Annotated in this window: 22 protein-coding genes and 1 pseudogene; 12 read left to right on the top strand and 11 right to left on the bottom strand. The window is 74.5% G+C overall.

Annotated features, from left to right (window positions below):
• The 5 genes from lanL to xylA form a co-directional block, all read right to left on the bottom strand.
• A complete protein-coding gene (gene lanL / locus IEZ12_RS10545; RefSeq protein ID WP_189271761.1) occupies positions 1 to 2523 on the bottom strand; it encodes a class IV lanthionine synthetase LanL in 2523 nt (840 codons plus the stop codon).
• Positions 2524 to 2525: 2 nt separating this feature from the next.
• Positions 2526 to 2687: an SflA family class IV lanthipeptide gene (locus tag IEZ12_RS10540; protein ID WP_167349373.1), complete on the bottom strand. Its 162-nt coding sequence runs from the start codon at positions 2685 to 2687 to the stop codon at positions 2526 to 2528.
• Positions 2688 to 2885: 198 nt separating this feature from the next.
• Positions 2886 to 5132, bottom strand: coding sequence for an MMPL family transporter (locus IEZ12_RS10535; protein WP_189271760.1), 2247 nt, complete (start codon positions 5130 to 5132; stop codon positions 2886 to 2888).
• 161 nt (positions 5133 to 5293) lie between these two features.
• Positions 5294 to 5785 (bottom strand): protein-tyrosine phosphatase family protein, encoded by a 492-nt coding sequence (locus IEZ12_RS10530; protein ID WP_189271759.1) that lies wholly within the window; start codon positions 5783 to 5785, stop codon positions 5294 to 5296.
• A 312-nt stretch (positions 5786 to 6097) separates the two neighbouring features.
• Entirely contained in the window at positions 6098 to 7264 is a 1167-nt protein-coding gene (xylA, locus tag IEZ12_RS10525; RefSeq protein WP_189271758.1) for a xylose isomerase, read from the bottom strand.
• A gap of 286 nt (positions 7265 to 7550) precedes the next feature.
• Between xylA and xylB the strand changes: the two genes are divergently transcribed.
• Positions 7551 to 9014: a xylulokinase gene (gene xylB / locus IEZ12_RS10520; RefSeq protein WP_189271757.1), complete on the top strand. Its 1464-nt coding sequence runs from the start codon at positions 7551 to 7553 to the stop codon at positions 9012 to 9014.
• A gap of 61 nt (positions 9015 to 9075) precedes the next feature.
• On the top strand, positions 9076 to 10320 hold the full coding sequence (locus IEZ12_RS10515) for an ROK family transcriptional regulator (RefSeq protein ID WP_229847410.1): 1245 nt from the start codon (positions 9076 to 9078) through the stop codon (positions 10318 to 10320).
• 145 nt (positions 10321 to 10465) lie between these two features.
• Here IEZ12_RS10515 and IEZ12_RS40565 read toward each other — a convergent pair whose 3' ends face one another.
• Both IEZ12_RS40565 and IEZ12_RS10505 read right to left on the bottom strand, forming a co-directional pair.
• Positions 10466 to 10573, bottom strand: coding sequence for an LPXTG cell wall anchor domain-containing protein (locus tag IEZ12_RS40565; RefSeq protein ID WP_189271872.1), 108 nt, complete (start codon positions 10571 to 10573; stop codon positions 10466 to 10468).
• Positions 10574 to 10759: 186 nt separating this feature from the next.
• A pseudogene (locus IEZ12_RS10505) lies at positions 10760 to 11769 on the bottom strand (LacI family DNA-binding transcriptional regulator).
• Positions 11770 to 12059: 290 nt separating this feature from the next.
• Between IEZ12_RS10505 and IEZ12_RS10500 the strand changes: the two are divergent.
• From IEZ12_RS10500 to IEZ12_RS10480, 5 genes are read left to right on the top strand one after another with little or no spacing between them, the layout of a single operon-like run.
• Complete coding sequence (locus IEZ12_RS10500; protein ID WP_189271756.1) at positions 12060 to 13331, top strand: extracellular solute-binding protein; 1272 nt, start codon at positions 12060 to 12062, stop codon at positions 13329 to 13331.
• 2 nt (positions 13332 to 13333) lie between these two features.
• Positions 13334 to 14305, top strand: coding sequence for a carbohydrate ABC transporter permease (locus IEZ12_RS10495; RefSeq protein ID WP_189271755.1), 972 nt, complete (start codon positions 13334 to 13336; stop codon positions 14303 to 14305).
• A 4-nt stretch (positions 14306 to 14309) separates the two neighbouring features.
• On the top strand, positions 14310 to 15170 hold the full coding sequence (locus IEZ12_RS10490) for a carbohydrate ABC transporter permease (RefSeq protein ID WP_189271754.1): 861 nt from the start codon (positions 14310 to 14312) through the stop codon (positions 15168 to 15170).
• Between the two features lie 51 nt (positions 15171 to 15221).
• On the top strand, positions 15222 to 17627 hold the full coding sequence (locus IEZ12_RS10485; protein ID WP_189271753.1) for a beta-xylosidase/alpha-l-arabinosidase: 2406 nt from the start codon (positions 15222 to 15224) through the stop codon (positions 17625 to 17627).
• Positions 17628 to 17631: 4 nt separating this feature from the next.
• Positions 17632 to 18273: a hypothetical protein gene (locus tag IEZ12_RS10480; protein ID WP_189271752.1), complete on the top strand. Its 642-nt coding sequence runs from the start codon at positions 17632 to 17634 to the stop codon at positions 18271 to 18273.
• Positions 18274 to 18282: 9 nt separating this feature from the next.
• Here the strand turns inward: IEZ12_RS10480 and IEZ12_RS10475 are convergent, their stop codons facing one another.
• Both IEZ12_RS10475 and IEZ12_RS10470 read right to left on the bottom strand, forming a co-directional pair.
• Positions 18283 to 18933 (bottom strand): response regulator, encoded by a 651-nt coding sequence (locus IEZ12_RS10475; protein WP_043908059.1) that lies wholly within the window; start codon positions 18931 to 18933, stop codon positions 18283 to 18285.
• The gene (locus IEZ12_RS10470) at positions 18930 to 19976 is read right to left on the bottom strand and encodes a sensor histidine kinase (protein ID WP_189271751.1); all 1047 of its coding nucleotides are present in this window, start codon (positions 19974 to 19976) and stop codon (positions 18930 to 18932) included. Before IEZ12_RS10470 ends, IEZ12_RS10475 begins: the two co-directional genes overlap by 4 nt.
• A gap of 273 nt (positions 19977 to 20249) precedes the next feature.
• Here IEZ12_RS10470 and IEZ12_RS10465 point away from each other — a divergent pair, with 273 nt between their 5' ends.
• On the top strand, positions 20250 to 20810 hold the full coding sequence (locus IEZ12_RS10465; RefSeq protein ID WP_229847409.1) for a hypothetical protein: 561 nt from the start codon (positions 20250 to 20252) through the stop codon (positions 20808 to 20810).
• Positions 20811 to 21024: 214 nt separating this feature from the next.
• Here the strand turns inward: IEZ12_RS10465 and IEZ12_RS10460 are convergent, their stop codons facing one another.
• The gene (locus tag IEZ12_RS10460; protein WP_189271749.1) at positions 21025 to 21981 is read right to left on the bottom strand and encodes an SGNH/GDSL hydrolase family protein; all 957 of its coding nucleotides are present in this window, start codon (positions 21979 to 21981) and stop codon (positions 21025 to 21027) included.
• A gap of 101 nt (positions 21982 to 22082) precedes the next feature.
• On the bottom strand, positions 22083 to 22322 hold the full coding sequence (locus IEZ12_RS10455; protein WP_189271748.1) for a hypothetical protein: 240 nt from the start codon (positions 22320 to 22322) through the stop codon (positions 22083 to 22085).
• A gap of 267 nt (positions 22323 to 22589) precedes the next feature.
• Here IEZ12_RS10455 and IEZ12_RS10450 point away from each other — a divergent pair, with 267 nt between their 5' ends.
• From IEZ12_RS10450 to IEZ12_RS10435, 4 genes are all read left to right on the top strand, one after another.
• Positions 22590 to 22958, top strand: coding sequence for a DUF1508 domain-containing protein (locus tag IEZ12_RS10450; RefSeq protein WP_043908050.1), 369 nt, complete (start codon positions 22590 to 22592; stop codon positions 22956 to 22958).
• Positions 22955 to 23353 (top strand): hypothetical protein, encoded by a 399-nt coding sequence (locus IEZ12_RS10445; RefSeq protein ID WP_189271747.1) that lies wholly within the window; start codon positions 22955 to 22957, stop codon positions 23351 to 23353. Before IEZ12_RS10450 ends, IEZ12_RS10445 begins: the two co-directional genes overlap by 4 nt.
• A 370-nt stretch (positions 23354 to 23723) precedes the next feature.
• A complete protein-coding gene (locus IEZ12_RS10440) occupies positions 23724 to 24746 on the top strand; it encodes a PstS family phosphate ABC transporter substrate-binding protein (RefSeq protein ID WP_189271746.1) in 1023 nt (340 codons plus the stop codon).
• 282 nt (positions 24747 to 25028) lie between these two features.
• A partial coding sequence (locus tag IEZ12_RS10435; RefSeq protein ID WP_189271745.1) for a hypothetical protein occupies positions 25029 to 25497 on the top strand: 469 nt, incomplete at its 3' end.

Here is a 25497-nt window from a genome sequence, read left to right as displayed (position 1 = left end):
TCAGCCGCCCACCAGGTCCCAAGTCCCTTGGCGCCGGCTCTCGTTCCGACGGTCCTCGCCCTCCGTTCCGGTGAGGTCGGCGAGGCCGCGCAGGAAGGCGAGCACTCCGGCGGTGCCGGTCGCGTAGGGGAAGGCGGGGCCGGTGAGACCGGGGTCGGGGAAGACGGGGCGGGACGGGGGGCCGGCGGTGCGGGTGAGCAGGAGGGCGGCGACGGTGCTGGCGGCGGCCCGGAACTCCTCGGCGGCGGGCGCGAGTTCGAGCATCAGACTGCCGACGCCGGCCAGGCCGCAGCAGTGGGTGACCAGGGGCATCCGCGGGGCGATGGCCAGGCAGGTGCGGGCGGACTGTTCGGCGAGGGTGCGCCACCCGGGGTCGTCGAGCCGGTCGGCGGCGCGGGCCAGCACCATGCCGATGCCGGCCAGGCCGCGGCACCAGGAGCCGTAACGGCGGGTGGCCGCAGGGTGGTTGGCGGCGGCGATGATCGCGGGGGTGGCGGCGGCGAGCTCGGCGCAGGCGCGGTGCGCGTGCTCCAGCGCGGCCTGGTCGCCGGTGGTGCGGGCGTACTCGAGGAGGAAGTACGCGACCCCGGCGTCGCCGTGGGCGAGTCCCTGCGCCAGGGCGGCGTCGCCCGGGCGCGGCGCGTCGGTGGGGGTGAGGCGGGCACGGCCGGTGGTGAGTTGCTCGTGGCAGGCGGTGGCGACGGCGAGGTGCCGGTCGTCGCGGCGGGCGAGGAGCAGGTGGCCGAGGCCGATGCCCGCGAGGCCGTCGATCAGGTCGGCCTCCGGCGGGCCGCCGTCCGGGCCCCGGGTCGGGAGGGCGATCGTGGTGTCGGGAGGGAGCCCGGCGGCGGTGAGGAAGAGGTCGACGCCCGTCCGGCCGGAGTACAACCCCGCCGGCAGCGGGCGGTTCTGGCGCGAGGTCCAGTCGGCGAGCGCGGTGACGGCGTCGCGGACGCCCGGGCGGTCGAGGTGCTGGAGGAGTTCCAGGCCGAGGCCCGCGCTGCCGCTGTAGAGGTCGATCGGCGTCGGGACGGCCGCGCGGGCGGCGAGCTCGGGATCGGCGATCCGGCGGGCCTCGGCGACGCAGTACGCCGTGGTGTGGTCGAGGATCTCGGCGAGCAGGTCGGCGGAGAGGCGCGGGTCGGAGCGGACCAACTCCGGCGCGGACGAGGAAGGTTGGCCGAGGGACCGGAGGTGTTCCGCGCCGGCCGAGCGGACCGTCGGCGCGAGGTCCGTCAACTCGCCGACGAGCGTGCGGACCTGGCGGTGCGCCGGTCCGGGCAGCGCGAACTCCAGGGCGGCGAGGGTGCGTTCGCGGTTGACGGCGTCGTCGGGGTCGAGGATCACCGGGTCCATGCCGGTGGCCGCGAAGTACAGCGTCATGCCCAACCCGTAGTAGTCGTCGGCGGGTTCGGGCGCGACGCCGGGCCGGACGACGGGGTCGCTGTAGCCGGGCGTGGACCCGGCGGGGCCGGTGCCGCGGACGGCGCTGGTGCCGAAGTCGATCAGCCGGGGGCGCCCGTCGGGGGCGAGCACCACGTTGTTGGGCTTCAGATCGCGGACGACCACGCCGCGACGGTGGATGCCGTCCAGGATCCGGAGCAGCTCGCGGGCCAGCGGAAGCAGGCCGCGCGGGCCCGACTCGGCCTCGGCGTAGGGGCCGTGGGTGTGGACGTCGCGGCGCAGGTCGCGGTCGCCGCAACTGGTCATCACCAGGTACTCGTCGTCGCGGTGCCGGAAGTAGTCCAGCTCGCGCGGCACCCCGGGCGTGTCGGCCAGCAGGGCGAGGACGGCCCGCTCGTGGCGCAGGCGGTCGCGGGTGTCGGCGCCGTGCTCGTCCTCGGCGACGTACGCCCGGGCCTGCTTGACCACCACGGGGACGCCGGCGGTCCGGTCGAGGGCCCGGTAGACGTTGCCCTGCGGCTTGCGGGTGATGCCGCCGGTGACGCGGTAGCGGCCGCCGCCGAAGCCGGGGTCGGCGCCGGAGGACGGCGACGCGAACGGGTCCTCGGCCCAGGGCGGGCAGCGGTACGCGGTGCCGGCCAGGCCGTCGAAGACACGGCCGTCCGGGCCGGTCATCACGGACTCCAGGCGTCCGCTGCGGCCGGTGCGGTAGTCGCCGGTGAACGGGCCGTACCGGTAGTACACCGGGGCGTCCGGGTCGATGCGGCGGTCGCTGACGATCTGCGGGCCCGGGTGGCCGCGCAGTGCGGTGACCAACGCGCGGGCCAGCGGCCGGAGTTCGTCCGGCGCGGGGTAGATCGTGAACGCCTTGCCGACCGAAGCGGCGTTCTTGGTCCCGGAGTTGAGGGCGCGCAGGGTGGCCGGGTCACGGGCCCACTTGGCGTGGCAGACGTGCTGCTCCAGCAGCGGCAGGACGACGGCGTGGACGGCGTCCAGGGTGCCCGGGCGGGCGGAGACGTGGAGCTTCCACCCGTGCTCCATCGCCGGCATCCGCGGATCGTGCTGGTACGACCAGATCTCGTCGGACCAGGCGCGGCGGCCGGCGATGGGCGCGGTCACCGTCAGCGGTCGCAGGCGAAGCGGGTGGTGGCGGTGACCCACGGGTCGGCCAGGCAGGCCGTGGGGTCGTGGTCGGCGCGGTCGTCGTCCTCGAAGACGAGGATCTCGTCGTCGACCAGCAGCGGACCGGCGTCGCGAATCTCGGTGAGGGTGGCAACGGGCATGTGACGCCTCCAGGTTGTGTGGTGTCTCCGGCGTTGCTCCGCGGCTCGGGTGACGCCGTGGACGGCTCCGGCCCGGTGGGGCTGGAGTCCTGGAGGATGAAGGTAGGGAGCATTGGTGCACCTGACAAGAGGGCGGGACACACTGGGTTCACAGTTCGCACACAAGTGGGACGTGTGCGCTCGGATTCCGACGCGTGATCAACTCCCCTCGGAGGGTGCGGCGTCGGTGCCCTCGGTGTCGATGTGCGGGAGCACCCGGTCCATCCACCGGGGCGTCCACCAGGCGGCGCCGCCGAGCAGCGTCATCGCGGCGGGGACCATCAGCAGCCGCACCACCGTCGCGTCGATCAGCACGCTGACGGCCAGGCCGAGGCCCATCATCTTGATCACCACATTGTCGCTGACGATGAACGCCGCGAACACGCTCACCATGATCAGCGCCGCGCAGCCGATCACCCGCGCCGTGGTCTCCAGCGCGTGCGCCACCGAACCCCGGCTGTCGCCGGTGAGCAGCCAGCGCTCGTGCACCCGGGACAGCAGGAACACCTCGTAGTCCATCGAGAGTCCGAACACGATCGCGAACATCATCATCGGGACGTAGCTCTCGATCGGGACCTTGCCCGCCACGCCCAGCGCCGGCCCGCCCCAACCCCACTGGAACACCGCGACCAGCACCCCGTACGAGGCGGCGATCGACACCAGGTTGAGGACCGCCGCCTTCAACGCGACCAGCGGCGCCCGGAAGACCAGCAGGATGATCAGGAAGGCGAGGGCGACGACCACGGCGATGATCGGCAGCAGCCGGCTCGCCACCAGATCGAGGAAGTCCACCTGCGCGGCCGTGGTGCCGGTGACGTACGTGGCCGCCGACGTCCCCCGGGCGGCGTCCGGCAGCACCGTGTCCGTCAGGTGGCCCACCAGGTCGGTGGTCGCCCGGTCCTGCGGGACCTGCGCCGGAGTGACGGTGGTGAACAGCACGTCGCCGTCGCCGCTGGTCTGCAATGGCGCGGTGCTCGCCGTGTTCGGGACGTTCGTCAGCGCCTGCTGCACCGAGGACGCGAGCGCGGGACGGTCCGCGGCCGGGACCGTCGTCTGGTCGACCACCACCGTCAGTGGCCCGTTGGAGCCCGGCCCGAACGCGGCCGACATCAGGTCGAACGCCCGCCGGTCGGTGAACGACACCGGATCCGCCCCGTCGTCGATGTGGCCCAACTGGATCGACGGCAGCGGCACCGCCAGGACCGCCACCGTCGCCAGTCCCGCAGCCAGGTACCACCACGGGCGGTGCTCGACCCGCCGCGCGTAGCGGTGCCACATGCCGGTCGCCGACGCCTCGTCCGCCCCGGTGCCCTCCGCGACCGGCGTGCGCACGGTGAAACGATCCATCCGGCGGCCGATCAGGCCCATCATCGCGGGCAGCAGCGTCAGCGCGCCGCACACCGCCGTCACCACCGTGACGCCCGCGGCGAGGCCCAGCTTCGCCATGAACGCGATGCCCGACACCGACAGGCCCGCCAGCGCGATCACCACCGTGCAGCCAGAGATCAGCACCGCCCGCCCGCTGGTCGCCACCGCACGGCCGGCGGCCGTCGGCGGGTCCGCGCCGTCCATCAGGTTCTGCCGGTGACGGGTCAACAGGAACAGTGCGTAGTCGATGCCGACGCCCAGTCCGATCATCGTGGCGAGTGTCGGTGCGACCGTCGCGAACGTGGTCAGCGCCGCCAGCAGACCGAGCAGCCCCAGCCCCACCACCACCGCGACCAGGGCGCTGACCAGCGGCAGCCCCGCCGCGATCACGCTGCCGAACCCGACCAGCAGCACCAGCACCGCCACCGCGAACCCGATCAGCTCGCTCACCCGGTCGTCCGGCGCCGGCCGCGCCAACTCGCCCAGCGGCCCGCCGTACTCGACCTGCACCCCCGCCTGCCGCAGCGGCGCCACCGCGGCGTCCACCTGCGGCAGGTAGTCGCTGCCGAAGGTGGACGGATTGGCGTCGAACCGGACCGTGATGTACGCCGTACGCCCGTCCGAGGAGAGCGGGCCGCCGGGCGGCGCGCTCTGCCCCGGCGGGGGCAGCGGGTCCTGCGCGGACAGCACGTGCGGCAGGTGCTGCAGGGACGTCACGGCCTGGTTCACCTGGGACTGGAAGTCCGTCAGCGGCTGGTCGTCGTGCAGCACCACCTGCGCGCTCGTTCCGCCGGCGGACGGTTCGTGGGCCTGGAGCACGTCGCGGCCGTGCTGCGACTGCGAGCCGGGCAGCGAGAAATCGTCCGAGTACGTACCGCCGACAGTCCGGTTGGCCGCCTGCACGCCCGCCAGCACCAGCAGCCACCCGACGATCACCACCACCGGATGCCGCGCGCACCAGTTGCCCACCCGCCACAGCAGCCCGCGGCGTGGTGCCGCCGGAGGGGGCTCGGACCGGTTCGACGCGGACGAGGACATCAACCCTCCCATCGGCCCACCGTCACCACGCACAGTGAACGGGGGTCCCACGGTAGGCGGGCCCGGGTCCGGCGCGGGCGCGCGCGTGCCGCGACACGGACGGACCACCCGAACGCCGGGATCGGCGGCCGGCCGGAGGGGGCGTCAGACCGCGGGGGGCGTCAGACCGCAGGGGAGTGGAGGGCGTCGGTCCAGGCGCGCTGCTCGGCGGTGTCCGGGACGGGCAGGCCGCGGGCGTGGGCCAGGCGCTCCCACGCGGTGTCGGCGTCCATGCCGTCCAGGATCAGGACGGAGACCGCGAGCAGCGAGGACCGGCCGATACCGGCCCGGCAGTGGAACACCAGCTGCCCGCCGGCTCGGAGTCGGCCGGTCAACTCGTCGAGCTTGGGCCGCACTTGGGTGTGCGAAGGGGTGGTGTAGTCCGGTATCGGCACGCTGTGGAAGCGCAGCCCGGCGGCGACGGCGAGCTCCGGCTCCGCGGTCAGTCCGAGTTCGGCGCCCTCCGCCGAGGTCAGCGCGCTGACCAGGTCGGTGACACCGGCGGCGGCGAGCGCGGCCAGCTCGTCCGGCAGCCAGTCGCCGCCGCGCGGCCGGGCCATGGTGCTCAGGCGGCCCGGGCCGGGCCGCTCGACGGTGAACAGGGTGGGGCGCATACGGAAGCGGACCTCTCCGGTCGACGGGGTGCGGTGCGCCGCTGCGTCGGAACGGACCGGGACTGCCGCTAGACGGCGGGCAGTCGAGACGTCATCGGGCCGGGAACAGTGCGTCGGGCGCGCGGGGCTCGGGCCCTTCGGCGCGCCGGGGCGGCATCCACCCGCTGCGGCTCGCGCAATGCTGCCAGAAACCTCCCATCGAGCGCCAGCAGCGGCCGCGCCACCGCGACCGGGCCGACCGCAGCGGCCGCGCCACCGGGATCGGCGTCGGCAGCGGCCGCCGCCACCGCGATCGGGTCGACCGCAGCGGGCTCAGCGGGCTCCGAGGAGGTGTTCCAGGGCGAGCTGGTCGAGCTGCTCGAACGCCATGCCGCGCTCGGCGGCGGCGGTGACGTCGAAGTCCTCGAACGCGGTGCGGTCCGCGAGCAGGGCGGCGAGGCCGTCCGCAGCAGTGGGCTCCGCGAGCCGGTCGAGCCGGGCGGCGCGCAGCGCGGCCTGCACCTCGGGGTCGGCGCGGAACGCCCGGGCGCGCTCCTTCAGCAGCAGGTAGTTGCGCATGCAGCCGGCCGCGGAGGCCCACACGCCGTCGAAGTCCTCGGTGCGCGACGGCTTGAAGTCGAAGTGGCGCGGGCCCTGGTAGCCGGCCGACTCCAGCAGGTCGACCAGCCAGAACGCCTGGCGCAGGTCGCCCGCGCCGAACCGGAGGTCCTGGTCGTACTTGATGCCGGACTGGCCGTTCAGGTCGATGTGGAACAGCTTGCCCGCCCAGAGCGCCTGCGCGATGCCGTGCGGGAAGTTGAGGCCCGCCATCTGCTCGTGGCCGACCTCCGGGTTCACGCCGACCAGTTCGGGACGCTCCAGCCGCTCGATGAACGCCAGTGCGTGGCCGATGGTCGGCAGCAGGATGTCGCCGCGGGGCTCGTTCGGCTTCGGCTCGATCGCGAAGCGCAGGTCGTAGCCCTGCCCGACGACGTACTCGCCGAGCAGGTCGAACGCCTCCTTCAGCCGGTCCAGCGCGGTGCGGACATCCTTCGACGCGCCGTGCTCCGCGCCCTCGCGGCCGCCCCACGCGACGTAGACGTCGGCGCCCAGCTCGACGGCCAGATCGATGTTGCGAATGGTCTTGCGCAGCGCGAAGCGGCGCACGTCGCGGTCGTTGGCGGTGAACGCGCCGTCCTTGAACACCGGGTGGGTGAACAGGTTGGTGGTGGCCATCGGCACCCGCAGGCCGGTGGACTCCAGGGCAGCTGCGAACCGCTTGACGACCGCCGCGCGCTCGGCGTCCGAGGAGCCGAACGGAATCAGGTCGTCGTCGTGGAACGTCACGCCGTGCGCGCCCAGCGACGCCAGCCGCTCCACCGTCTCGACCGGGTCCAGCGCCCGCCGGGTGGCGTCGCCGAACGGGTCGCGGCCCTGCCAGCCGACCGTCCACAGGCCGAAGGTGAACTTGTCGGCGGGGGTGGGGGTGAGTCGGCTCATCGGGCACTCCAAACGCTGGGGATCGACCGCGGCGGATCGACCGGGAACGACGCAAGTCTATTCGTAAGGCCGGAAGACAAATTAATATGGGTCGGCCCGCGAGGGAAGCCCCCGCGCGGAACGGCTCGGGCAGGACGCGCTCGGACGGGGCGTCCTCGGTCGGGACGTGCTCGGGCTGAGCACATCCGGGCAGGACCCGGCCGGGCAGTACGCGCTCGGGCCGGGCCCGTCGGGGCAGGACAGGTTCGGGCAGGACACGTTCGGAAGAGACAGGAGTGGCAAGCCCATGGCACACCCGCAGGTGGTGATCGGCGTCGACAGCTCGACCCAGTCCACCAAGGCGCTGGCCGTCGACACCGGCACCGGACGCGTCCTCGGTGAAGGCCGCGCCGCGCACCGGGTCGACTCCCGGCACGGGCAGGAGAGCGACCCCGAGCAGTGGTGGGACGCCCTCAACACCGCCGTCGCCGCCACCGGTTGGGCCGACCGCGCCCAGGCGATGGCGATCGGCGGACAGCAGCACGGACTGGTCACCCTGGACGCCGCCGGCCGCCCCGTCCGGCCCGCGCTGCTCTGGAACGACGTCCGCTCCGCACCCCAGGCCGCCGAGCTGGTACGGGAGTTCGGCGCGCAGTGGTGGGCCGCCGAACTCGGCAGCGTCCCCGGCGCGTCCTTCACCGCCGCCAAATGGGCCTGGCTGCGCGCCCACGAACCCGCGAACGCCGACCGCACCGCCGCCGTCCGACTCCCGCACGACTACCTCACCGAACGCCTCACCGGGCACGCCGTCACCGACCGCGGCGACGCCTCCGGCACCGGCTGGTGGACCCCCGACGGCCCGCACCCCGCCGTCCTCGCCCGGATCGGACTCGACCCCGCCCTGCTCCCCGCCGTCGCCCCCACCGGCACCCCCGCCGGCCGGGCCCGGGCCGGCGGACCGCTGCGCCCCGGCACCCCGATCGCCACCGGCACCGGCGACAACATGGCCGCCGCCCTCGGACTCGGCCTCACCGCCGGCACCCCCGTGCTCAGCCTCGGCACCTCCGGCACCGTCTACACCGTCGCCCGCAGCCGCCCCGCCGACCCCACCGGCACCGTCGCCGGCTTCGCCGACGCCCTCGACAACTGGCTGCCCCTCGCCTGCACCCTCAACTGCACGCTCGCCGTGGACCGGATCGCCACCCTGCTCGGCCGCGACCGGGAAGCCGTCGAACCCGGCGGCGCCGCCGTCCTGCTGCCCTACCTCGACGGCGAACGCACCCCCGCCCTCCCGCACGCCAGCGGACTGCTGCACGGCCTGCGCCGCGACACCACCGCCGGCCAACTCCTCCAGGCCGCCTACGACGGCGCCGCGTACTCCCTGCTCGCCGCGCTCGACGACGTCCTCGCCGTCGACCGGCCCGCCGGCACCACCAACGCCGCCGGCACTGCTGCCAGCGCCGACACCCCCGACCCCGCGCAGCCGCTGCTGCTGATCGGCGGCGGCGCCCAGGGCCCGGCCTGGCAGCACACGGTGCGCCGGCTCTCCGGCCGCCCCGTCCAACTGCCCGCCGCCCGCGAACTCGTGGCCCTCGGCGCCGCCGCCCAGGCCGCCGCGCTGCTCACCGGCGAACCCGCCGACGCCGTCGCCCGCCGCTGGGGCACTGCCGACGGGCCGGTGCTGCCCGCGCTCGAACGCGACGACGCGGTGCTCGAACGGATCGCGACTACCATTTCGCAGACGGCGGCCCTGCAGAGCGGCGGCCGGTAGCAGCGGACGGCGAACAGACCCGAACTCGGCACGGGCGGCAGTGGAGCGGAGACCGATCGACGTGGCAGCGGACGGGCAGCAGCCGGCCGACAGCGCATCCGCACCGCGGCGCGGCCCCGCCTCCCAGCAGGACATGCGGCGGCAGAACCTCGCCCTGGTGATGCGCACCGTCGTCGCCGCGAACCCGCTGTCGCGCGCCGACGTGGCCGGCCGGACCGGACTGACCCGCACCGCGGTGTCCAGCCTGGTCGACGAACTCATCGGCGGCGGACTGCTGGTGGAGGGCGAACTCGCCCGCAGCGGCCGGGTCGGCCGGCCCGGCCGGGCCCTCGTCCTCCCCGACAGCGGACCGGCCGGGCTCGGCCTGGAGGTCGGCGTCGAGCACCTCGGCGCCTGCGTCCTCGACCTGCGCGGCGACGTCCGGGTCGAACTCCACCGCCCCGCCCCGAACGCCGCGCGCTCCGCCGAGCAGACCCTCACCGAACTCGCCCGGCTCGCCGCGCAGGCCGAGGCGGAGGCCGTCGCCCTCGGGCTGCGGGTGGTCGGCCGGGTGCTCGCCGTGCCCGGCAGCGTGCGCGTCCCGCTCGACGGCCCCGGCCACTACCTGGAACACGCCCCGAACCTCGGCTGGCACCACCTCGACCTCCCCACCGCGTGGCCCGGCCCGGGCGCCGCCCCCGCGATCGAGAACGAGGCCAACCTCGGCGCGCTGGCCGAACTCCGACAGGGCGTCGGCTCCGGCACCTTCGTCCACATCTCGGCCGGCGAGGGCATCGGCGGCGCACTCGTCCTCGACGGACGCCTGTTCCGCGGCGTCCAGGGCTTCGCCGGCGAACTCGGCCACCTCACCGTCCGCCCCGACGGCCGCCCCTGCTCCTGCGGTGCCCGCGGCTGCCTCGAACCGTACGCCGGTCTCGCCGCCGTGTTGCGCACGGCCGATCTGACGATCCATCACTCAGCTGACGCCGTCGGCGAGTTGGTCGTCCGCGCGGAGGCCGGCGATCCCGCCGTGCTGCGCGCCCTGCGGCACGCCGGGACCGCCCTCGGCACCGCGCTCGCCGCCGCCGTCCACCTGATCGACCCGGCCACCCTGGTGCTCGGCGGCGCCTACGCGGACCTCGCGCGCTGGCTGCTGCCCCCCATGCGGACCGAACTCGCCGCGCTGATCCGCGTCCGCCCGTGGCCCGAAGACGCCCTCCGCGCCTCCCCGTTGGGCCGCCGCGGCCCCGTCCTCGGCGCGGCCCTGACCACCGTCCGCCGCCTCCACACCGACCCCGCGTCGCTCTGGCAGCCGGACACCGCCTGAGCCCGACGCCCGGCGTCGCACCGACCACCGTTTGCCGGCGGCCCCGCCCTGCGAGGCCCGACACGGGCCCGGCGGTGCGACGGTCCGGATCCGGGTACCGTCGCCCCGCCGGGCGGGACGTGAACTCCGTTGCGAGCGAAGGCACTCAGCTGTGCGCGCCCTTGCGGCGACGCAGCACCAGGACGCTGCCCGCGCCGATCAGCGCGAGGCCGGCCGCGGTGGTGCCGAGGACGTCCGCGCCGGTTAAGGCCAGGCTGTCGCCCTGCGGGCCGGTGGCGGCGGGCGTGCCGACACCCGTTCCGTCCGAGCCGGGGACGGTCGGGCCGGGCGTGCCGGAGGGGTTGGCGCTGCCGCTCGGAGACCCGGACGGGGACTGCGAGGGGCCGTCGGACGGGGATTCCGACGTGCCGCCGGAGGGAGACCCGTGGCCGGGCGGGCGTCAACGGGTCGGCAGGGGCGGGGAGTCGGCCGGCGGCGGGGCGGTGGAGGCGCGGACGACCAGGCTGGTGGCGAGGTCGACTCGGGTGGCGGCGGGGTGTTCGCCGCGGCCGAGTTCGACGGCCAGGCGGGCGGCGGTCTCGGCCATCTCGACCAGCGGCTGCCGGACGGTAGTCAGCGGCGGGCCCACCCAGCGGGCCAGCGGCAGGTCGTCGAACCCGACCACCGAGAGGTCCTGCGGTACCCGTAGGCCGAGTTCGCGGGCGGCCTCGTAGACGCCGAGCGCCTGCAGGTCGTTGCCGGCGAAGATCGCGGTGGGCCGGTCGTCGCGGGTCAGCAGGGCGCGGGCGGCGGCGTACCCGGCCTCGTGGTGGAAGTCGCCCTCGTGGATCAGCTCCGGGTCGACCGGCAGCCGGGCGGTCTCCAGTGCGGTGCGGTAGCCGTCCACCCTGGCTCGGCTGCACATCATGCCGGACGGGCCGGACGGGTGGCGGCGAGGCCGCCCTGCCAGTTGCCGGTGCCGACGGCGGGCACTCCGTCGGCGGGGTCGCCGGCCGGGTCGAGCACGACGAACGGGATGTCGCGGCTGGTGAGTTGGTCGCGCTGGGCGGCGTCCAGGTCGGACAGCACGAGCACCACCCCGGCGGGTCGGCGGGCGAGGACGCCGTCCACCCAGGTCTGGCCGGGGGTGAGCCGGCCCGCGGACTCGGAGAGCACGATGCTCAGCCCCTCGTCCCGGGCGACGTTCTCCACGCCGCGGATCACCTCCACCGCCCAGGCGCTGTCGAGTTGATGGAAGACCAGGTCGAGCAGCCGGGACGGCGGCGCGGCGGTGCGGCGGCGCCGGTAGCCGGTGCGGCGCAGGATCTCCTCGACCTTGGCGCGGGTGGCGGGGGCGACATCGGTCCGTCCGTTCAGGACTTTCGAAACTGTCGGCGCCGAGACGCCGGCCGCCCGGGCGATCTCCGACAGCGTCGGCGCGGGGTCGGGTTCGAGTTCAGCGGCGCTCATGGCACGGATAGTAGCGCCCGCGGCCCGCCCGGCAAGGTGGTGCACGAACGGGGGTCCGGTTCGGTCGGAGGCCTTGACTCGTCCGCTCGGTCGCCGTAGCTTCCTCGCAACATTCGAACAGCCAGCGAAACATTCGTACCGTTGGATCGTGCCGCCTCGCGCCGCCCCGCGACGGCACCTCTCGCAGCTCAGCACTGTCGCGCCACCTCTGGCCCCACTGAGTCCCGGCACCATCCGTGTCGCTGGTCCCGAAACTTTCGAGCCGCTCCCTGCCCCAGGAGGCCCGCACCATGTTCGTCCGCAGACGCCCGCCCGTCGCCGCGGCGGCCGCCGCCGTCGCGCTCACCCTGCTCACCGCCTGCGGCAGCGGCGGTTCCGGGAGCGGAGGCGGCGCGCTGACCTGGTGGCACAACGGCACCCAGGATCCGCTGAAGACCGTCTGGGCCCACGCGGCCGCCAACTACCAGCAGGCCCACGCCGGTTCGAAACTCGACGTGGTGCCGATCCAGAACGAGCAGTTCCCCACCAAGGTCCCGCTGGCCCTGCAGTCCGACAACCCGCCGGACGTCTACTTCAACCAGGGCGGCGGCCTGCTCGCCACCCAGGCGCAGTCCGGCCGGGTCGCCGACCTGACCTCGCTCACCGCCGACTGGATCAGGGACCTCGGGCCCGCCGCCCAGGGCTGGGCCGCCGACGGCAAGCAGCTCGGCGTCCCCTACGACTCGCACGTGGTCGGGTTCTGGTACCGCAAGGACCTGTTCGCCAACGCCGGCATCGCCCAACCTCCCGCCACCATGGACGAGTTGAAGGTCGACATCGGCAAGCTGAAGGCCGCCGGCAGCACCCCGATCGCGCTCGGCGGCAAGGACCGCTGGCCGGACGCCTTCTACTACGACTACTTCGCCGTCCGCGAGTGCGCCGTCGACACCCTCAAGTCCTCGATGAAAGCAGCCAAGTTCACCGACCCGTGCTTCACCAGGGCCGGTCAGGACGTGCTCGATCTGATCGCCCTGAAGCCGTTCCAGGAGGGATTCAACGGCACTCCCGCCCAGCAGGGCAGCGGCAGTTCGGCCGGGATGGTGGCCGCCGGGCAGGCCGCGATGGAACTCCAGGGCGACTGGAACCCCAGCGTCATGCAGGGCCTGGCCGCCGACCCGTCCTACCGGGGCCAGTTGGGCTGGTTCCCGTTCCCGGCGGTCGCCGGTGCGGCCGGCGACCCGAGCGTGGCGCTGGGCGGCGGCGACGGCTTCTCGTGCACCGTGAAGCGGGCCGCCGACTGCGCGCAGCTGCTCAAGTACCTGACCAGCGCCGAGGTGCAGACCGAACTGGTCGACTCGGGCGCCGCTACCATCCCGGTCAACCCGGCGGCCGTCGCCGCCGTCAAGGACCCCGTGGTCAAGCAGATCTTCGACTACAACGCCCGGGCGAGCTACGTCCAGGTGTACTTCGACGTCGCGCTGCCCACCGCCGTCGGGCAGGCCCTCAACGACGCCGCCGCGGACCTGTTCGCCGGCAAGGGCGACGCCGGTTCGGTGGCCCGCGCGGTGAACGCGGCGGGGTGAGGATGAGCACCGTAGAGGAGCGGGCCGCCGCCCCGGCCCGCTCCGCCACCCCGTCGCGGGGCCCCGTCCGGCGGCGCACCGGCCGCCGCACCCGGGCCGAACTCGCCCTGCTGCTCGGCCCCGCGCTCGCCCTGTTCGCGCTGTTCGTGCTGGTGTCGATCGCCGCCGCCGTCTACTACAGCTTCTTCGACTGGAACGGCTTCGGCCCGCCCAGCAGGCTCGTCGGACTCGCCAACTACCGCAAGGCGCTGGCCGATCCGGTGTTCCAGGGGGCCGTCCGGCACAACCTGGTGTTCGCCGTGCTGTCGGTGGCGGTCCAACTGCCGCTCACCGTCGCCCTCGCGCTGCTGCTCAACGGCCGACTGCGCGGTCGGGCCCTGCTGCGGCTGATCGCCTTCACCCCGTACGTGCTGTCCGAGGCGATCACCGCCGTCGCCTGGCTGGTGATGCTCCAGCCCGGCGGGGCCGTCGACCGGGGGCTCCGCTCGGTCGGCCTCGACTCGCTGGTGCACCAGTGGCTGGCCGACCCCGACCTGGTGCTGTACACCCTGTTCGCGGTCTCCACCTGGAAGTACCTCGGCTTCGGCATCATCCTGTTCCTCGCCGGACTCCAGGGCGTGCCAATGGAGTTGCGCGAGGCCGCCGCCCTGGACGGCGCGTCCGCCTGGCAGACCACCCGCAAGGTGGTGCTGCCGCTGCTCGGCCCGACCGTCCGGATCTGGATCTTCCTCTCGGTGATCGGCTCGCTGCAACTCTTCGAACTGGTCTGGATCATGACGCTCGGCGGCCCCGCCGGGTCCTCCGCCACCATGGCCACCTACGTCATCGACCGCGGCTTCCGCCGCTACCAGTTCGGCTACGGCAGCGCCGTCGCGGTGGTGCTGTTCGCCGTCTGCTTCGTCTTCGCGCTCGCCTACCAGCGGTTCGCGCTGCGCCGCGACACCGACGGCGCGCTCACCGGAAGGGTGGACTGATCCCATGACCGCACCGCCCGCCGCACAGCGGCAACCGAGGCTCACCGCAAGGCAGTTGACGCTGTCCGGCCGGTACCTGGCAGCCCTGCTGGTGGCCGGGGTGACGCTCGTCCCGATCGCGTTCGTGGTGCTCGGCGGCTTCCGCACCAACGCGCAGCTGAACGCCGACCCGACCGGGCTGCCGAGCCCCTGGGTGCTGGACAACTACCGTTCCGTGCTGGGGTCTTCGGTGTTCTGGCGGCTGATGGGCAACAGTGCCCTGATCGCCGTCACCGCCACCGTGCTCACCTGCGGACTCGGCGCGGCGGCCGGGTACGCGCTGGCCCGCTACCGGTTCCGCGGCCGGGAAGGCGTCTACACGCTGTTCACCGCGGGCCTGCTGTTCCCGCTCGGGGTGGCCTCACTGCCGGTGTACCTGCTGCTGCGCCAACTCCACCTGCTGGAGAGCTGGTTCGGCGTCGCGCTGGCCGAGGCGGCGTTCGGACTGCCGGTGACGGTGGTGATCCTGCGGCCGTTCATGGCCGCGATCCCCGGGGAGTTGGAGGACGCCGCCGCCGTCGACGGCTGCGGGCGGCTCGGCTTCCTGTGGCGGATCATGCTGCCACTGGCCCGGCCCGCCCTGGTCACCGTCGCCGTGCTCGCCTTCCTCGGCTCCTGGAACGCCTACCAACTGCCGATGCTGGTCTTCAACCAGCAGGCGCACTTCACCCTGCCGCTCGGCGTCGCCGCCTTCCAGTCCCAGTACTCGCAGGACACCGCCGGAATCCTCGCCTACACCGCACTGTCGATGCTGCCCGCGCTCGGCTTCTTCGTGTTCGCCGAGCGCCGCATCGTCGGCGGCATGGCCGGCGCCGTCAAAGGCTGAGCGGCCCGCCCGACCGTCCACCACCCCGCACCGGAAGGACCCAGCCGTCCGATGACGACCCACCCCGCACCGGCCGCCGACGATCCGCGCCCGGCCGGACCCTGGCGCGACCCCGCGCAGGACCCGCACGTCCGGGTCGCGGACCTGATGGCCCGGATGACCCTGGAGGAGAAGACCGCCCAGCTGTACGGCGTGTGGGTCGGCGCCGACACGGGCGGCGACGGCGTCGCCCCGCACCAGAACGAGATGTGCGACCCGGTCGACCTGAAAGCGCTTTCCGCGCACGGTCTCGGCCAGCTCACCCGCCCGTTCGGCACCGCCCCCGTCGACCCCGCCGTCGGCGCCCTCGCGCTGGCCCGCGCCCAGCAGCAGCTCACCGCCGCCGGCCGGTTCGGCATCCCCGCCGTCGCCCACGAGGAGTGCCTGGCCGGCTTCACCGCCTGGGGCGCCACCGCCTACCCCGTGCCGCTCGCCTGGGGCGCCACCTTCGACCCGGAGCTGATTACCGAGATGGCCCACCGGATCGGCCGCGACCTGCGCTCCGTCGGCATCCACCAGGGCCTCGCCCCCGTCCTCGACGTGGCCCGCGACCTGCGTTGGGGACGCGTCGAGGAGACCATCGGCGAAGACCCCTACCTGGTCTCCACCATCGGCACCGCCTACGTCCGCGGACTGCGCTCCGCCGGCCTCGTCGCCACCCTCAAGCACTTCGTCGGCTACTCCGCCTCCACCGGTGCCCGCAACCTCGCCCCCGTCCGGGTCGGGGCCCGCGAACTCGGCGACGTCATGCTGCCCCCGTTCGAAATGGCCCTGCACGAAGGCGGCGCCGACTCCGTCATGCACTCCTACACCGAGATCGACGGCCTGCCGGTCGCCGCCGACCCCGCCCTGCTCACCGAACTACTGCGCGACACCTGGCAGTTCACCGGCACCGTGGTCGCCGACTACTTCGCCGTCGGCTTCCTGGAGACCCTGCACCGGGTCGCCGCCGACCGCGCCGACTCCGCCCGGCTCGCCCTCACCGCCGGTGTGGACGTCGAACTGCCCACCGTCCGCGCCTACGGCGACACCCTGGTCGAAGCCGTCCGCGATGGACGGATCCCCGAACGGCTGGTCGACCGGGCGCTGCACCGCGTCCTGCTGCAGAAGTGCCGACTCGGCCTGCTCGACCCCGACTGGAGCCCGCTGCCGCCCGCCCTGCCCGCCGGCTGCGGCGCCGACACCGGGCCCGAGGACGTCCGCGGCGGCATCGACCTCGACCCGCCCGGCAACCGGGCGCTCGCCCGCCGGATCGCCGAACAGTCCGTCGTCCTGCTCGCCAACCCGGCCGGCGCCCTGCCGATCGCCCCCGGCGCCCGCCGGATCGCCGTCGTCGGACCGCGCGCCCACGACCCGCTCGCGATGCTCGGCTGCTACTCCTTCCCCAGCCACGTCGGCGCCCACCACCCCGACATCCCGCTCGGCCTCGACATCCCCACCGTCCTCGACGCCCTGCGCGACCGACTTCCCGGCGCCGCACTGGAGTTCGCGCCCGGCTGCACGGTCGACGGCGCCGACACCGCGGGCTTCGCGGACGCCGTCCGGGCCGCCGCCGGAGCCGAACTCTGCCTGGCCGTCCTCGGCGACCGGGCCGGACTGTTCGGACGCGGCACCTCCGGCGAGGGCTGCGACGCCCCCGACCTCCGACTCCCCGGCGTCCAGGGCGACCTGCTCGACGCGCTGCTGGCCACCGGCACCCCCGTGGTGCTGGTGCTGCTCACCGGCCGCCCGTACGCGCTCGGCCGCTGGCACGGACGCTGCGCCGCCGCCGTGCAGGCGTTCTTCCCCGGGGAGGAGGGCGGACCGGCGCTGGCCGCCGTCCTCACCGGCGACGTCGACCCGTCCGGCCGACTGCCCGTCAGCATCCCGCGCGAGCCCGGCGGCCAGCCCTGGACATACCTGCAGCCCCCACTGGGCCTGGCCAACGGCGTCAGCAGCCTCGACCCGACGCCGCTGCACCCGTTCGGCCACGGCCTGTCCTACACCCGCTTCGAGTGGACGCCCGGGCCCGACCCGCTGCCCCGACTCGCCACCGACGCGGGCACGGACGTGCAGCTCACCGTCCGCAACAGCGGCGAGCGGGCCGGCATCGAGACCGTCCAGCTCTACCTGCACGACCCGGTCGCCCGCACCACCCGGCCCGACGCCCGGCTGATCGGCTACGCGCGCGTGCCGCTCGGGCCCGGCGAGAGCCGCCGGGTGCGGTTCCGGTTCCACGCCGACCTCGCCTCCTGCACCGGCCCCGACGGGCGCCGGACCGTGGAGCCCGGCGAGATCCAGCTGCGGCTGGCCGCTTCCAGCGCCGACGTCCGCCACACCGTCCGACTCGAACTCACGGGCCCGGAGCGGGAACTGGACCACCGGCGGCGGATGAGCTGCCCGGTGGCCGTCGAACGACCGCTCAACCGGCACACTTGACCCCATGAGTGCACTCACCCACGCCGCCGACGCCGACGGGCCGACCGCCGCCCCGACCACGCGCGGAAGCGCCCGGCCGCTGTTCACCGACGCCCGGCGGGCCGAGCTGCTGGACTCGCTCAACGCGGCCGTCCGGCGCCCCGAACTCCTCGGCGGCGCCGCGGCCGTGGTCGAGCTGCTGAACACCCTGGCCGCCGCCGACCCGGACACCGGGCTCGGCACCGCCTGGATCCCGGACACCGCCTCCCGCACGGTCAGCACGCTGCTGCGCGGCAGCTTCGGGGAGGCCGACGCGGCGCTGGTCGCCTCCCAGTACGGCGAGGACGCCCACCGGCGGGGCTGGCTCCGGCTGGACCGCGCACTGGGCGAGGAGGAACTCGGGCAGCTGCTCGACCGGGTGCTGGACTGGTCCGAGGACCGGCGCCGGCTGGCGGACGTGCTGGCCGAGTTCGGCGAGCCCTCGGTGGTGTACGGGGACCCGGCGCCGGACGCCCCGAAGACCCTCGCCTACACCGGCGAGGACCGGGAGGCCCGGATCGCGGTGTTCCACCTCGGGGCGCACGGCGAGCTGTACGCGGTGCGGATCGGCGAGAGCCTGCTCGGCGACTGGACGCTCACCCCGGCCGGCCAGAAACTGTTCGTCTGACGCCGCCGGCTACGGCAGCCGCTGACGGTGGGTCAGCGACCAGGTGGCGATGCCGACGCGGTTGCGGGTGCCCAGCTTGCGCTGGATGTGGGCCAGGTGGTTCTTGACCGTGCCGGGGGAGAGGAACAGCTCGGCCGCGATCTCGGCGTTGGTGGCCCCGTCCGCGACCAGGGTGGCGATCTGCCGCTCACGCGGACTGAGCGCCTCGCGCGGGGCCTGCTGGGACGGCTCCGGCGGGGCGTAGTGCCGCAGCAGACGGAGCGTCAACTGCGGGCTGATCAGGGTGTCGCCGGCCATCGCGGCGCGGATCGCCTCGGTGAGCAGTGCGGGGCTGGAACGCTTCAGCAGGAACCCGGCGGCGCCGTTGGCGAGCGCCGTGTGGACGTACTCGTCGAGGTCGAAGGTGGTGACGACGACCACCCGCAGCGGGTCGGCGACGTCCGGGCCGGCCAGCTGGCGGGTGAGGTCCAGGCCGTCGAGGTGCGGCATGCGGATGTCCGCGAGGACGACGTCCGGCCGGATGCGGCGGGCGAGCCGGAGCGCGGTGAGGCCGTCGGGGGCGTCGGCGACGACCTGCATGTCCGGCTGGGCGTCGAGGATGATCCGGTACGCGGTGCGGATGTCCTCGTGGTCGTCGGCGAGCAGGATCCGGGTGGTCACGGGGTCTCCGGGAGAGGGGTCGGGGTGGGGAAGGTGGCGGTGAGCTGCCAGCCGTCCGGGACGGGCCCGGCCCGGAAGGTGCCGCCGAGGGCCTCGACCCGGGCGGCCAGGCCGGCCAGGCCGTGACCGCCGCGCGGCCGTGCGCGCCGGGCGGCGGCCGGGCCGTCGTTGTGCACGACCAGCTCCAACCGGTCGGCGGCGCGGGCGAGTTCGATCCGGACGGTGCGGGCGGTCGGGGCGTGCCGGCGGACGTTGGTGAGCGCCTCGACGGCGATCCGGTGCACGGTGGCGGCGCTCTCGCGTCCCACCGGGCCCGGGTCGAGCACGAGTTGGACCCGCGGGCCGCCGGTGGCGGTGAACCGGGCGGCGAGGTCCGGGAGTTCGTCCAGGCCGCCGAGCGCCGCGCGACCGCCGCCGTCCTGCTGGTCGGGGGAGCGCAGCAGGTCGACGGTGCGGTCCAGGGCGGCGAGGGCCTGCTGCCCGGCCTGCTCGATCCGGGCGAACAGGGCGGCCGCCCGCTCGGGCGACTGCTGGACCAGCAGTGCCCCGGCCTGCGCCTGGGCGACCATGCCGCTGACGTCGTGGGCGACGAAGTCGTGCAGGTCGTGGGCGAGTTCGAGCCGCTGGGCGTGCCGGGCGCCGGCCACGGCCCGCTCGCGCTGGCGGTCCAGGGCGTGCAGGTACCGGCCGGCCGTGCCGGCGGCGGCGAGCGCGAGCGCGCCGAACACCGGCAGCAGCGGATCGAAGCCGACGAAGCGCATCGGCCAGCCCAGCACCGCGAGCGCCGTCCAGAGCGCCGACCGGTACCGGCCGTGACGCATCGCCGGCACCACCAGGCCCAGCAGCGCGGCGAGTTCGACCACCCCGGCCAGCCCCACCACGGGCGCCCCGCCCCGGTACGGACCGGCCCACCCGGCGGCGCAGCTCAGCGCGAGCGAGAGCCCGGCCGCGGGCCAGGCCTGCCGGGGCCGGTGCAGCGCCCACCCGGCGACGGCGGCAGGGACGATCAACCCCACCGCGTCCCAGACCAGTTCGCCGCTCATGAGGCGGCCCCGGCAGGCGTGGGCGCAGCACCCGGACCGGATGGATTCGTGCTGGGGCGCTCCCGCGTGCGCGCGGCTACCCCCGTGTCCCCGTTCATGTGATCACCCTAGGGGCGGGTGGGGCGTGGCGGGTGTGCCGATCGGCACATTGGGGCGACAGTCGAGTGGCCGTTCGACATCTGCCGACGGGGCGGGGCCGGGCGGCAGAGTCCTCGATGTGGCCGGCGGTCGGACCGGCGGGAGTCGAGAAGAGGGCCGGAGATGGTGGGGAACATGGAAGCGGCGCCGCGGTGGGCCGTGCGGGCGGCGCAGGCGGCGGCGTGGTCGGTGGTGCCGTCGGGCCTGTGGCGAGTGGCCCTGGGCTTCGGTCTGCCGGTGGGCTTCCACGGCGAGTTGGAGCGGATGTTCGGCCGGTGGATGCCCGGCTGGGGCACGGTGTACGTGGTGGTGCTGAGCGCGGTGGCGGAAGGGCTGGCGTTCCTGACGCTGGGTCTGGTCCGGCCGTGGGGGCGCCGAGTTCCGCGCTGGGTCCCGTCGCTCGGCGGACGGACGCTCCCCGCCTGGACGGTGCTGGTACCGGCCGGCCTGGGGGCGCTGGCGGTGACGGCGGTGACCTGGTCGGCGGCGCTCGGCCCGTGGCAGCGGAACATGAGCGACCCGGACTCGCCGCACGGCCTCGCGGGCGTGGTGATGACGCTCTGCTACCTGCCGCTGGTGGCCTGGGGCCCGCTGCTGGCGGCGGTGACGCTGGACCACGCCCGCCGCGCCCGGGCCGGACGCCGGACGGCTCGGTGTCGCATCATGGAGACGGTCGGAGAGAGCGTCAGGAGCTGAGCGTGGGGCGGCGGTTGAAGGGTGTCGCGAGGGTCCGCTGGGGAGACCTCCGCGACGCGACGGGCGCACCGGCGAGCGGCATTCCCGCGCTGCTGTCCCGGATCGCGTACGGGGACGAGCGGACGGCGTGCGCCGCCGTGGACGAACTGGCCGACGGCGTCTGCGCGTTGGGCTTCGTGGCGGCGGAGGCGACCGCGCCCGCCGTGGCCGGCGCTCAGCCGCCGAGGACGGCGTCCTCGACCAGCCGCGCCGCGTTGGCCTGGCCCTTGGCGTTGGGGTGCACGAAGGCGAGCCTCAGCGGCGAGACGCTGCTGAGCACGCCGTCCACCCAGTGGTCGGAGTCGCAGACGCTGTGGCCGGCGCTGGCGGCGTACAGGTCGACGAAGGTGTCGCCGTGGGCGGCGGTCACCTGCCGGATGACCGCGTTGAGCGGTTCCAGGGCGGCGCTGCGGGACCAGCCGAGGTCGCCGGTGGTGATGGTGTGGAACTGCTGGATGTCGCCGAACCGGCAACTGCCGGCGTTCTCGGGGACGATGTGCGGATATCCGACGGTGATCACCTTGGCGAGCGGCGCCTTGGAGTGCAGTGCGGTGAGCATCTGGTCGTACTGTCGGCGCAGGTTCTCCAACCGGCCGGGCAGGCTCGCCGCGAACTCGTCCTTGCAGGGCGTACCGGTGTTGTTGCTGCCGTCGCCGAGTTCCGTGCACCGCTTGAGGATCTCGGCGAAGCCCAGGGTGTTGCCGCCGATCCCGACGGTCAGCAGGTCGGTGTTCGGGCCGACGGCGTCGATCTGCGGCGGGACGGGCGGGAACGGGCCGTCCGGGTCGGCGCTGCCGGGCGGCGCTGGCCGGCCGGGCGGGGTCTGCTGCGTCCGGGCGACGTTGGCGACGGTCGCGGAGCCGCAGCTGACGTTGTGCAGGGCGACCAGGGTGCGGAGCTCCCGGCGGACGATCTCCGGGTACGACTGCACGGTGCGGGCACAGCCGTCCGGCGGGTTCTCGAAGACCTCCCCGGTCGCCGGGATCAGCCCCGAGGTGTACGAGTCGCCGAGGGCGACCCACCGGAGGGTGCCGGACCGGCCTTCCGCGTCGGCCGTGGAGGGGACGGCGAGGCCGGCGGCGAGGGCCACGGTGCCGGCGGCAACGGCCAGGCGGGACAGGGTACGTGGCACGGTCTCTCCTCGATGAACAGACGGAGGCCGTGATTGTCGCCCCCCGAGGGAGATCGTCCGGGTGCGCCGCGGACTTGAGGGCGCAGACGGGTGAACGGCCGTCAGCGGCGGACGAGGTCGCGGCAGCGCCCGCAGGACCGTCGGCCGCGCAGGGTCGGCAGGCGGCGGGGGACGAACAGGCGGCGGTAGATGGTGATGCGTGCGTCCGGGATGCCGCACAGCGTCCCGCGCGCGCCCGCCGCGTGCTCCACGCCGGGGACGCCGACCTCCTCGCACGCGGCGAACCGCGCGGGCCCGCGCGCGGTTGTGAACGACCGGTCGTCGTGGGGGAGTTCCGTCACGCGCCCGAGCATGTCACGGCCGCCGGCGCGGCGGGCCGCCGGGTCGGGGGCGCACCGACCGTCGGCAGCGCATTAACAAGGGAGAACTTCGGGGCGAACAGAGGCAGCTCAGGAGGCATTCCGCTTCCGGTGGTCATCTGTGCACACATAGCGTTCGCAGCGTGACGATGTGCGTCCGGTTCGTGAGGGATACGGGCCGGACGGGCCATGCGGTGCTGCGGCCCAGGACGGGCCTCGGGCCGGCGGAGACCCGGGGGGTAGCGGGCGGTGCGCGGGGAGGGTCTGTTCACGGAGCGGGCGGCGAACGGACGGTTCCAGTGGCAGCTGAAGGCGATGAACGGGCGGGTGGTGGCGGTGTCCGCCTCCGTCTACGACTCCGCCGGGGACGCGGAGCGGGCGTTCGCCGAACTGGTCGCCCTGGGACCGGCATTGGTCGCCCGGATCACCCATGTGCGGGGCGGGCCGGGCTGGACCTGGGTGGTGCCCGGAGCGCGAGGCAATCCGCTGGTCAAGTCCAGCCGGGCGTACGAGCGTTACGCGACCTGCCAGAACGCGTTCCGGCGGTTCATGGCGCTGCTGGCCCGGATGGCGGAGGCCGCTCCGCTGCCCGGCGGTGCGCCCGGGGCCGGGCGGTGAGCGCGGCCGAGACGGGCCGCGGCCCGCGACTGGTGCCGGTGCGCGGCGCGGACGGGCGGGCCGGGTGGTCGCTGGTGGCCGCGAACGGACGGCGGCTGGCCGCCGCCGTCCGCGGCTACCGCTCGGAGCAGGAACTCGCGGCGGGCGTGGCCGAGTTGCTGGCGGAGCGGGCGGCCCTGCGGTTCGTCCTGAGCCAGCGCGAGGACCGGCAGTGGGCCTGGACCGCGTACCTGCCGGCCCGCAGCACCCGGGCGGGGTCGGGCGGCGGCGAGGCGGTGGCCCGCAGCGCCCGCGGCTATCTGCGGCGCGACCAGTGCCGGCAGAGCGTGACCGGCTTCCTGCAGGGCGTCGAGCACGTCCGACGGATGCGGCGAACGGCCGGAAGCCCCTGGTGAGTCGGCGGCGCGGGAGCCCTTCCCGCGCCGCCCCCGGTGCTCGTGCCCGTCCGGTCGGCGCCGGCGAAGCGGAGGTGTCGGTGGTGCGGGGGTGAAGCGGAGATGGCCGAGGTGCCCCCGTGAGCACACCTGGAGAAGAACGCGTCCAGGTCGGGGAGGAGGCGTGAAGGACCGTCAACCAACCGTCTGACCAGCGGAGTTCGGACGCGGTGACGCCACCGGACGGCGGTGCGGGGGAGCCGGGAGAGGCTTCCGGACGGCGGTCGGCGGCGGCGAGGATCGCTCCGCCGGGAAGCCGCGGAGCTGCCCGGTACCGGACCCCGCCAGGACCGGTCAAGCGAGGCACGATCCCCCTCGGAGGAAGAGGACCATGCGTCACACCGCTGCCAAGGCGCTCGCGGCCGTTGCGATCACCGCCGCCCTGACCACTGTCGCCGCCGTTCCCGCCATGGCGGACCCCGCCGTGACCCCCGCCGCCAAGGACATCGTGGGCGTGGGCTCGGACACCACGCAGGCGCTGTTCAGCAAGTTCTCCACCGACTACAACGCGACCCTGCCGGCGACCGACACCACCACGCCGCGCCTGTACAGCTGGGACGCCACCGGTACCCCCAGCACCATCACCCCGAAGACCGGCGGCGCCTCGATCCCCCGCCCGAACGGCTCGGGCGCCGGCATCGGCGCGCTGAACACCACCACCAACACCACCCTGGACTTCGCCCGCTCCTCCCGCGCCGCCCAGGCCACCGACCCGTCGACCTTCGACTTCATCGCCTTCGCCAAGGACGCGGTCACCTGGTCCGCCCCGACCGGCGGCTACGCGCCGAACAACCTGACCACCGCGAACCTGGTGGACATCTACACCTGCGTCAAGACCGACTGGTCGCAGCTCGGCGGCACCGCCGGCGCCATCAAGCCGTACCTGCCGCAGACCGGTTCCGGCACCCGCTCGTTCTTCCTCCAGGCGATCGGCAACATCACCCCGGGCGCCTGCGTCACCAGCACCCCCGAGGAGAACGAGGGCACCGACCCGGTGTTCGCCAACCTGGGCAGCGTCTTCCCGTACTCCGTCGGCCACTACGTGGGCCAGCTGAACGGGCACGCCAGCGGCAACGACGCCCCCGGCGTCCTGACCCTGCGCAACATCAACAACGTCCCGCCGCTGACCACGACCAAGACCCTGAACCCGGCGTTCGCCGGCGGCAGCTACGGCCGCGTCCTGTTCAACGTGGTCCGGGACGGCGACTACACCGCCAACACCACCCAGGGCACCGCGCTGCGCGCCATCTTCAGCCCCACCGGCTGGATCTGCGGCACCACCGGCCGCGCCGACATCGCCAGCTACGGCTTCCTGAACCTGCCGGGCACCGGCTGCGGCGCGATCATCCACTGACGCCCCGACACCACCGCTCCACCCCGCACCACACGCCGTTTCCGCACCACACCGCCGCCCGTCCCGCAGCACCGGGGACGGGCGGCGGCCCATAGCGGCGCCTCCGCCGTGCACGACGCACCTCGCACCGCGAGGCGCCCGCACCACCGGCACGCCGCACCAGCTGCCCGCCCGCACCACGCGACACCCGCACCACGCGACACCTGCACCACGCGACACCTGCACCACGCGACACCTGCACAACGAGAACCCGCACTCAGCACTCAGCTTGAAGGAGCCACGATGTCCCGCACGTTCGCCCGTGTCGCCGCCGCTGCCGCCGGCCTCGCGCTCGCCGTCACCGCCGCCTCCGCGACCAGCGCCTCGGCCGCGCCGGCCGCCGGCAACGCGGTGATCCACGAGAGCAACGCGTTCTTCCAGCAGGCCGCCCAGGCCGGCATCGTGGCCGTGCCGCTGCCCACCGCCACCGCCGGCTACGACCCCGCCAGCGGCCTGTCGGCGAGCTTCCCCGTCACCAACGGCTCCGGCAGCCTGGCCGAGTTCTGGGGGAGCATCCAGTTCGGCGGCGGCCTGCTGTTCGTGGACGCGCGCACCGGCAGCGCGGTGGCCTTCCGCCAGCTGGCGTTCTCCTCCGACACCTACCAGGTGGTCGGCGTGCCGGACGGCTCCACCGCCCCCGTCGCGCTGTTCACCCCGGCGGGCGAGACCGTGGTCACCCGGACCGGCACCACCCAGAACCTGTCCGCCGCCT

The organism is Kitasatospora griseola, from assembly GCF_014648555.1.
Lineage (GTDB): Bacteria > Actinomycetota > Actinomycetes > Streptomycetales > Streptomycetaceae > Kitasatospora > Kitasatospora griseola.
This window is presented reverse-complemented; position numbering and strand designations above follow the sequence as displayed.

What these genes read in the sequence shown, in the direction of transcription:
- IEZ12_RS10480 (WP_189271752.1), top strand. Translation starts at nt 17,632, where the DNA reads ATGAGTGCACTCACCCACGCCGCCGACGCCGACGGGCCGACCGCCGCC.
- IEZ12_RS10470 (WP_189271751.1), bottom strand. Translation starts at nt 19,976, where the DNA reads ATGAGCGGCGAACTGGTCTGGGACGCGGTGGGGTTGATCGTCCCTGCC.
- IEZ12_RS10495 (WP_189271755.1), top strand. Translation starts at nt 13,334, where the DNA reads ATGAGCACCGTAGAGGAGCGGGCCGCCGCCCCGGCCCGCTCCGCCACC.
- IEZ12_RS10485 (WP_189271753.1), top strand. Translation starts at nt 15,222, where the DNA reads ATGACGACCCACCCCGCACCGGCCGCCGACGATCCGCGCCCGGCCGGA.
- IEZ12_RS10500 (WP_189271756.1), top strand. Translation starts at nt 12,060, where the DNA reads ATGTTCGTCCGCAGACGCCCGCCCGTCGCCGCGGCGGCCGCCGCCGTC.
- IEZ12_RS10440 (WP_189271746.1), top strand. Translation starts at nt 23,724, where the DNA reads ATGCGTCACACCGCTGCCAAGGCGCTCGCGGCCGTTGCGATCACCGCC.
- IEZ12_RS10490 (WP_189271754.1), top strand. Translation starts at nt 14,310, where the DNA reads ATGACCGCACCGCCCGCCGCACAGCGGCAACCGAGGCTCACCGCAAGG.
- IEZ12_RS10465 (WP_229847409.1), top strand. Translation starts at nt 20,250, where the DNA reads ATGGAAGCGGCGCCGCGGTGGGCCGTGCGGGCGGCGCAGGCGGCGGCG.
- xylB (WP_189271757.1), top strand. Translation starts at nt 7,551, where the DNA reads ATGGCACACCCGCAGGTGGTGATCGGCGTCGACAGCTCGACCCAGTCC.
- IEZ12_RS10540 (WP_167349373.1), bottom strand. Translation starts at nt 2,687, where the DNA reads ATGCCCGTTGCCACCCTCACCGAGATTCGCGACGCCGGTCCGCTGCTG.
- IEZ12_RS10530 (WP_189271759.1), bottom strand. Translation starts at nt 5,785, where the DNA reads ATGCGCCCCACCCTGTTCACCGTCGAGCGGCCCGGCCCGGGCCGCCTG.
- xylA (WP_189271758.1), bottom strand. Translation starts at nt 7,264, where the DNA reads ATGAGCCGACTCACCCCCACCCCCGCCGACAAGTTCACCTTCGGCCTG.
- IEZ12_RS10535 (WP_189271760.1), bottom strand. Translation starts at nt 5,132, where the DNA reads ATGTCCTCGTCCGCGTCGAACCGGTCCGAGCCCCCTCCGGCGGCACCA.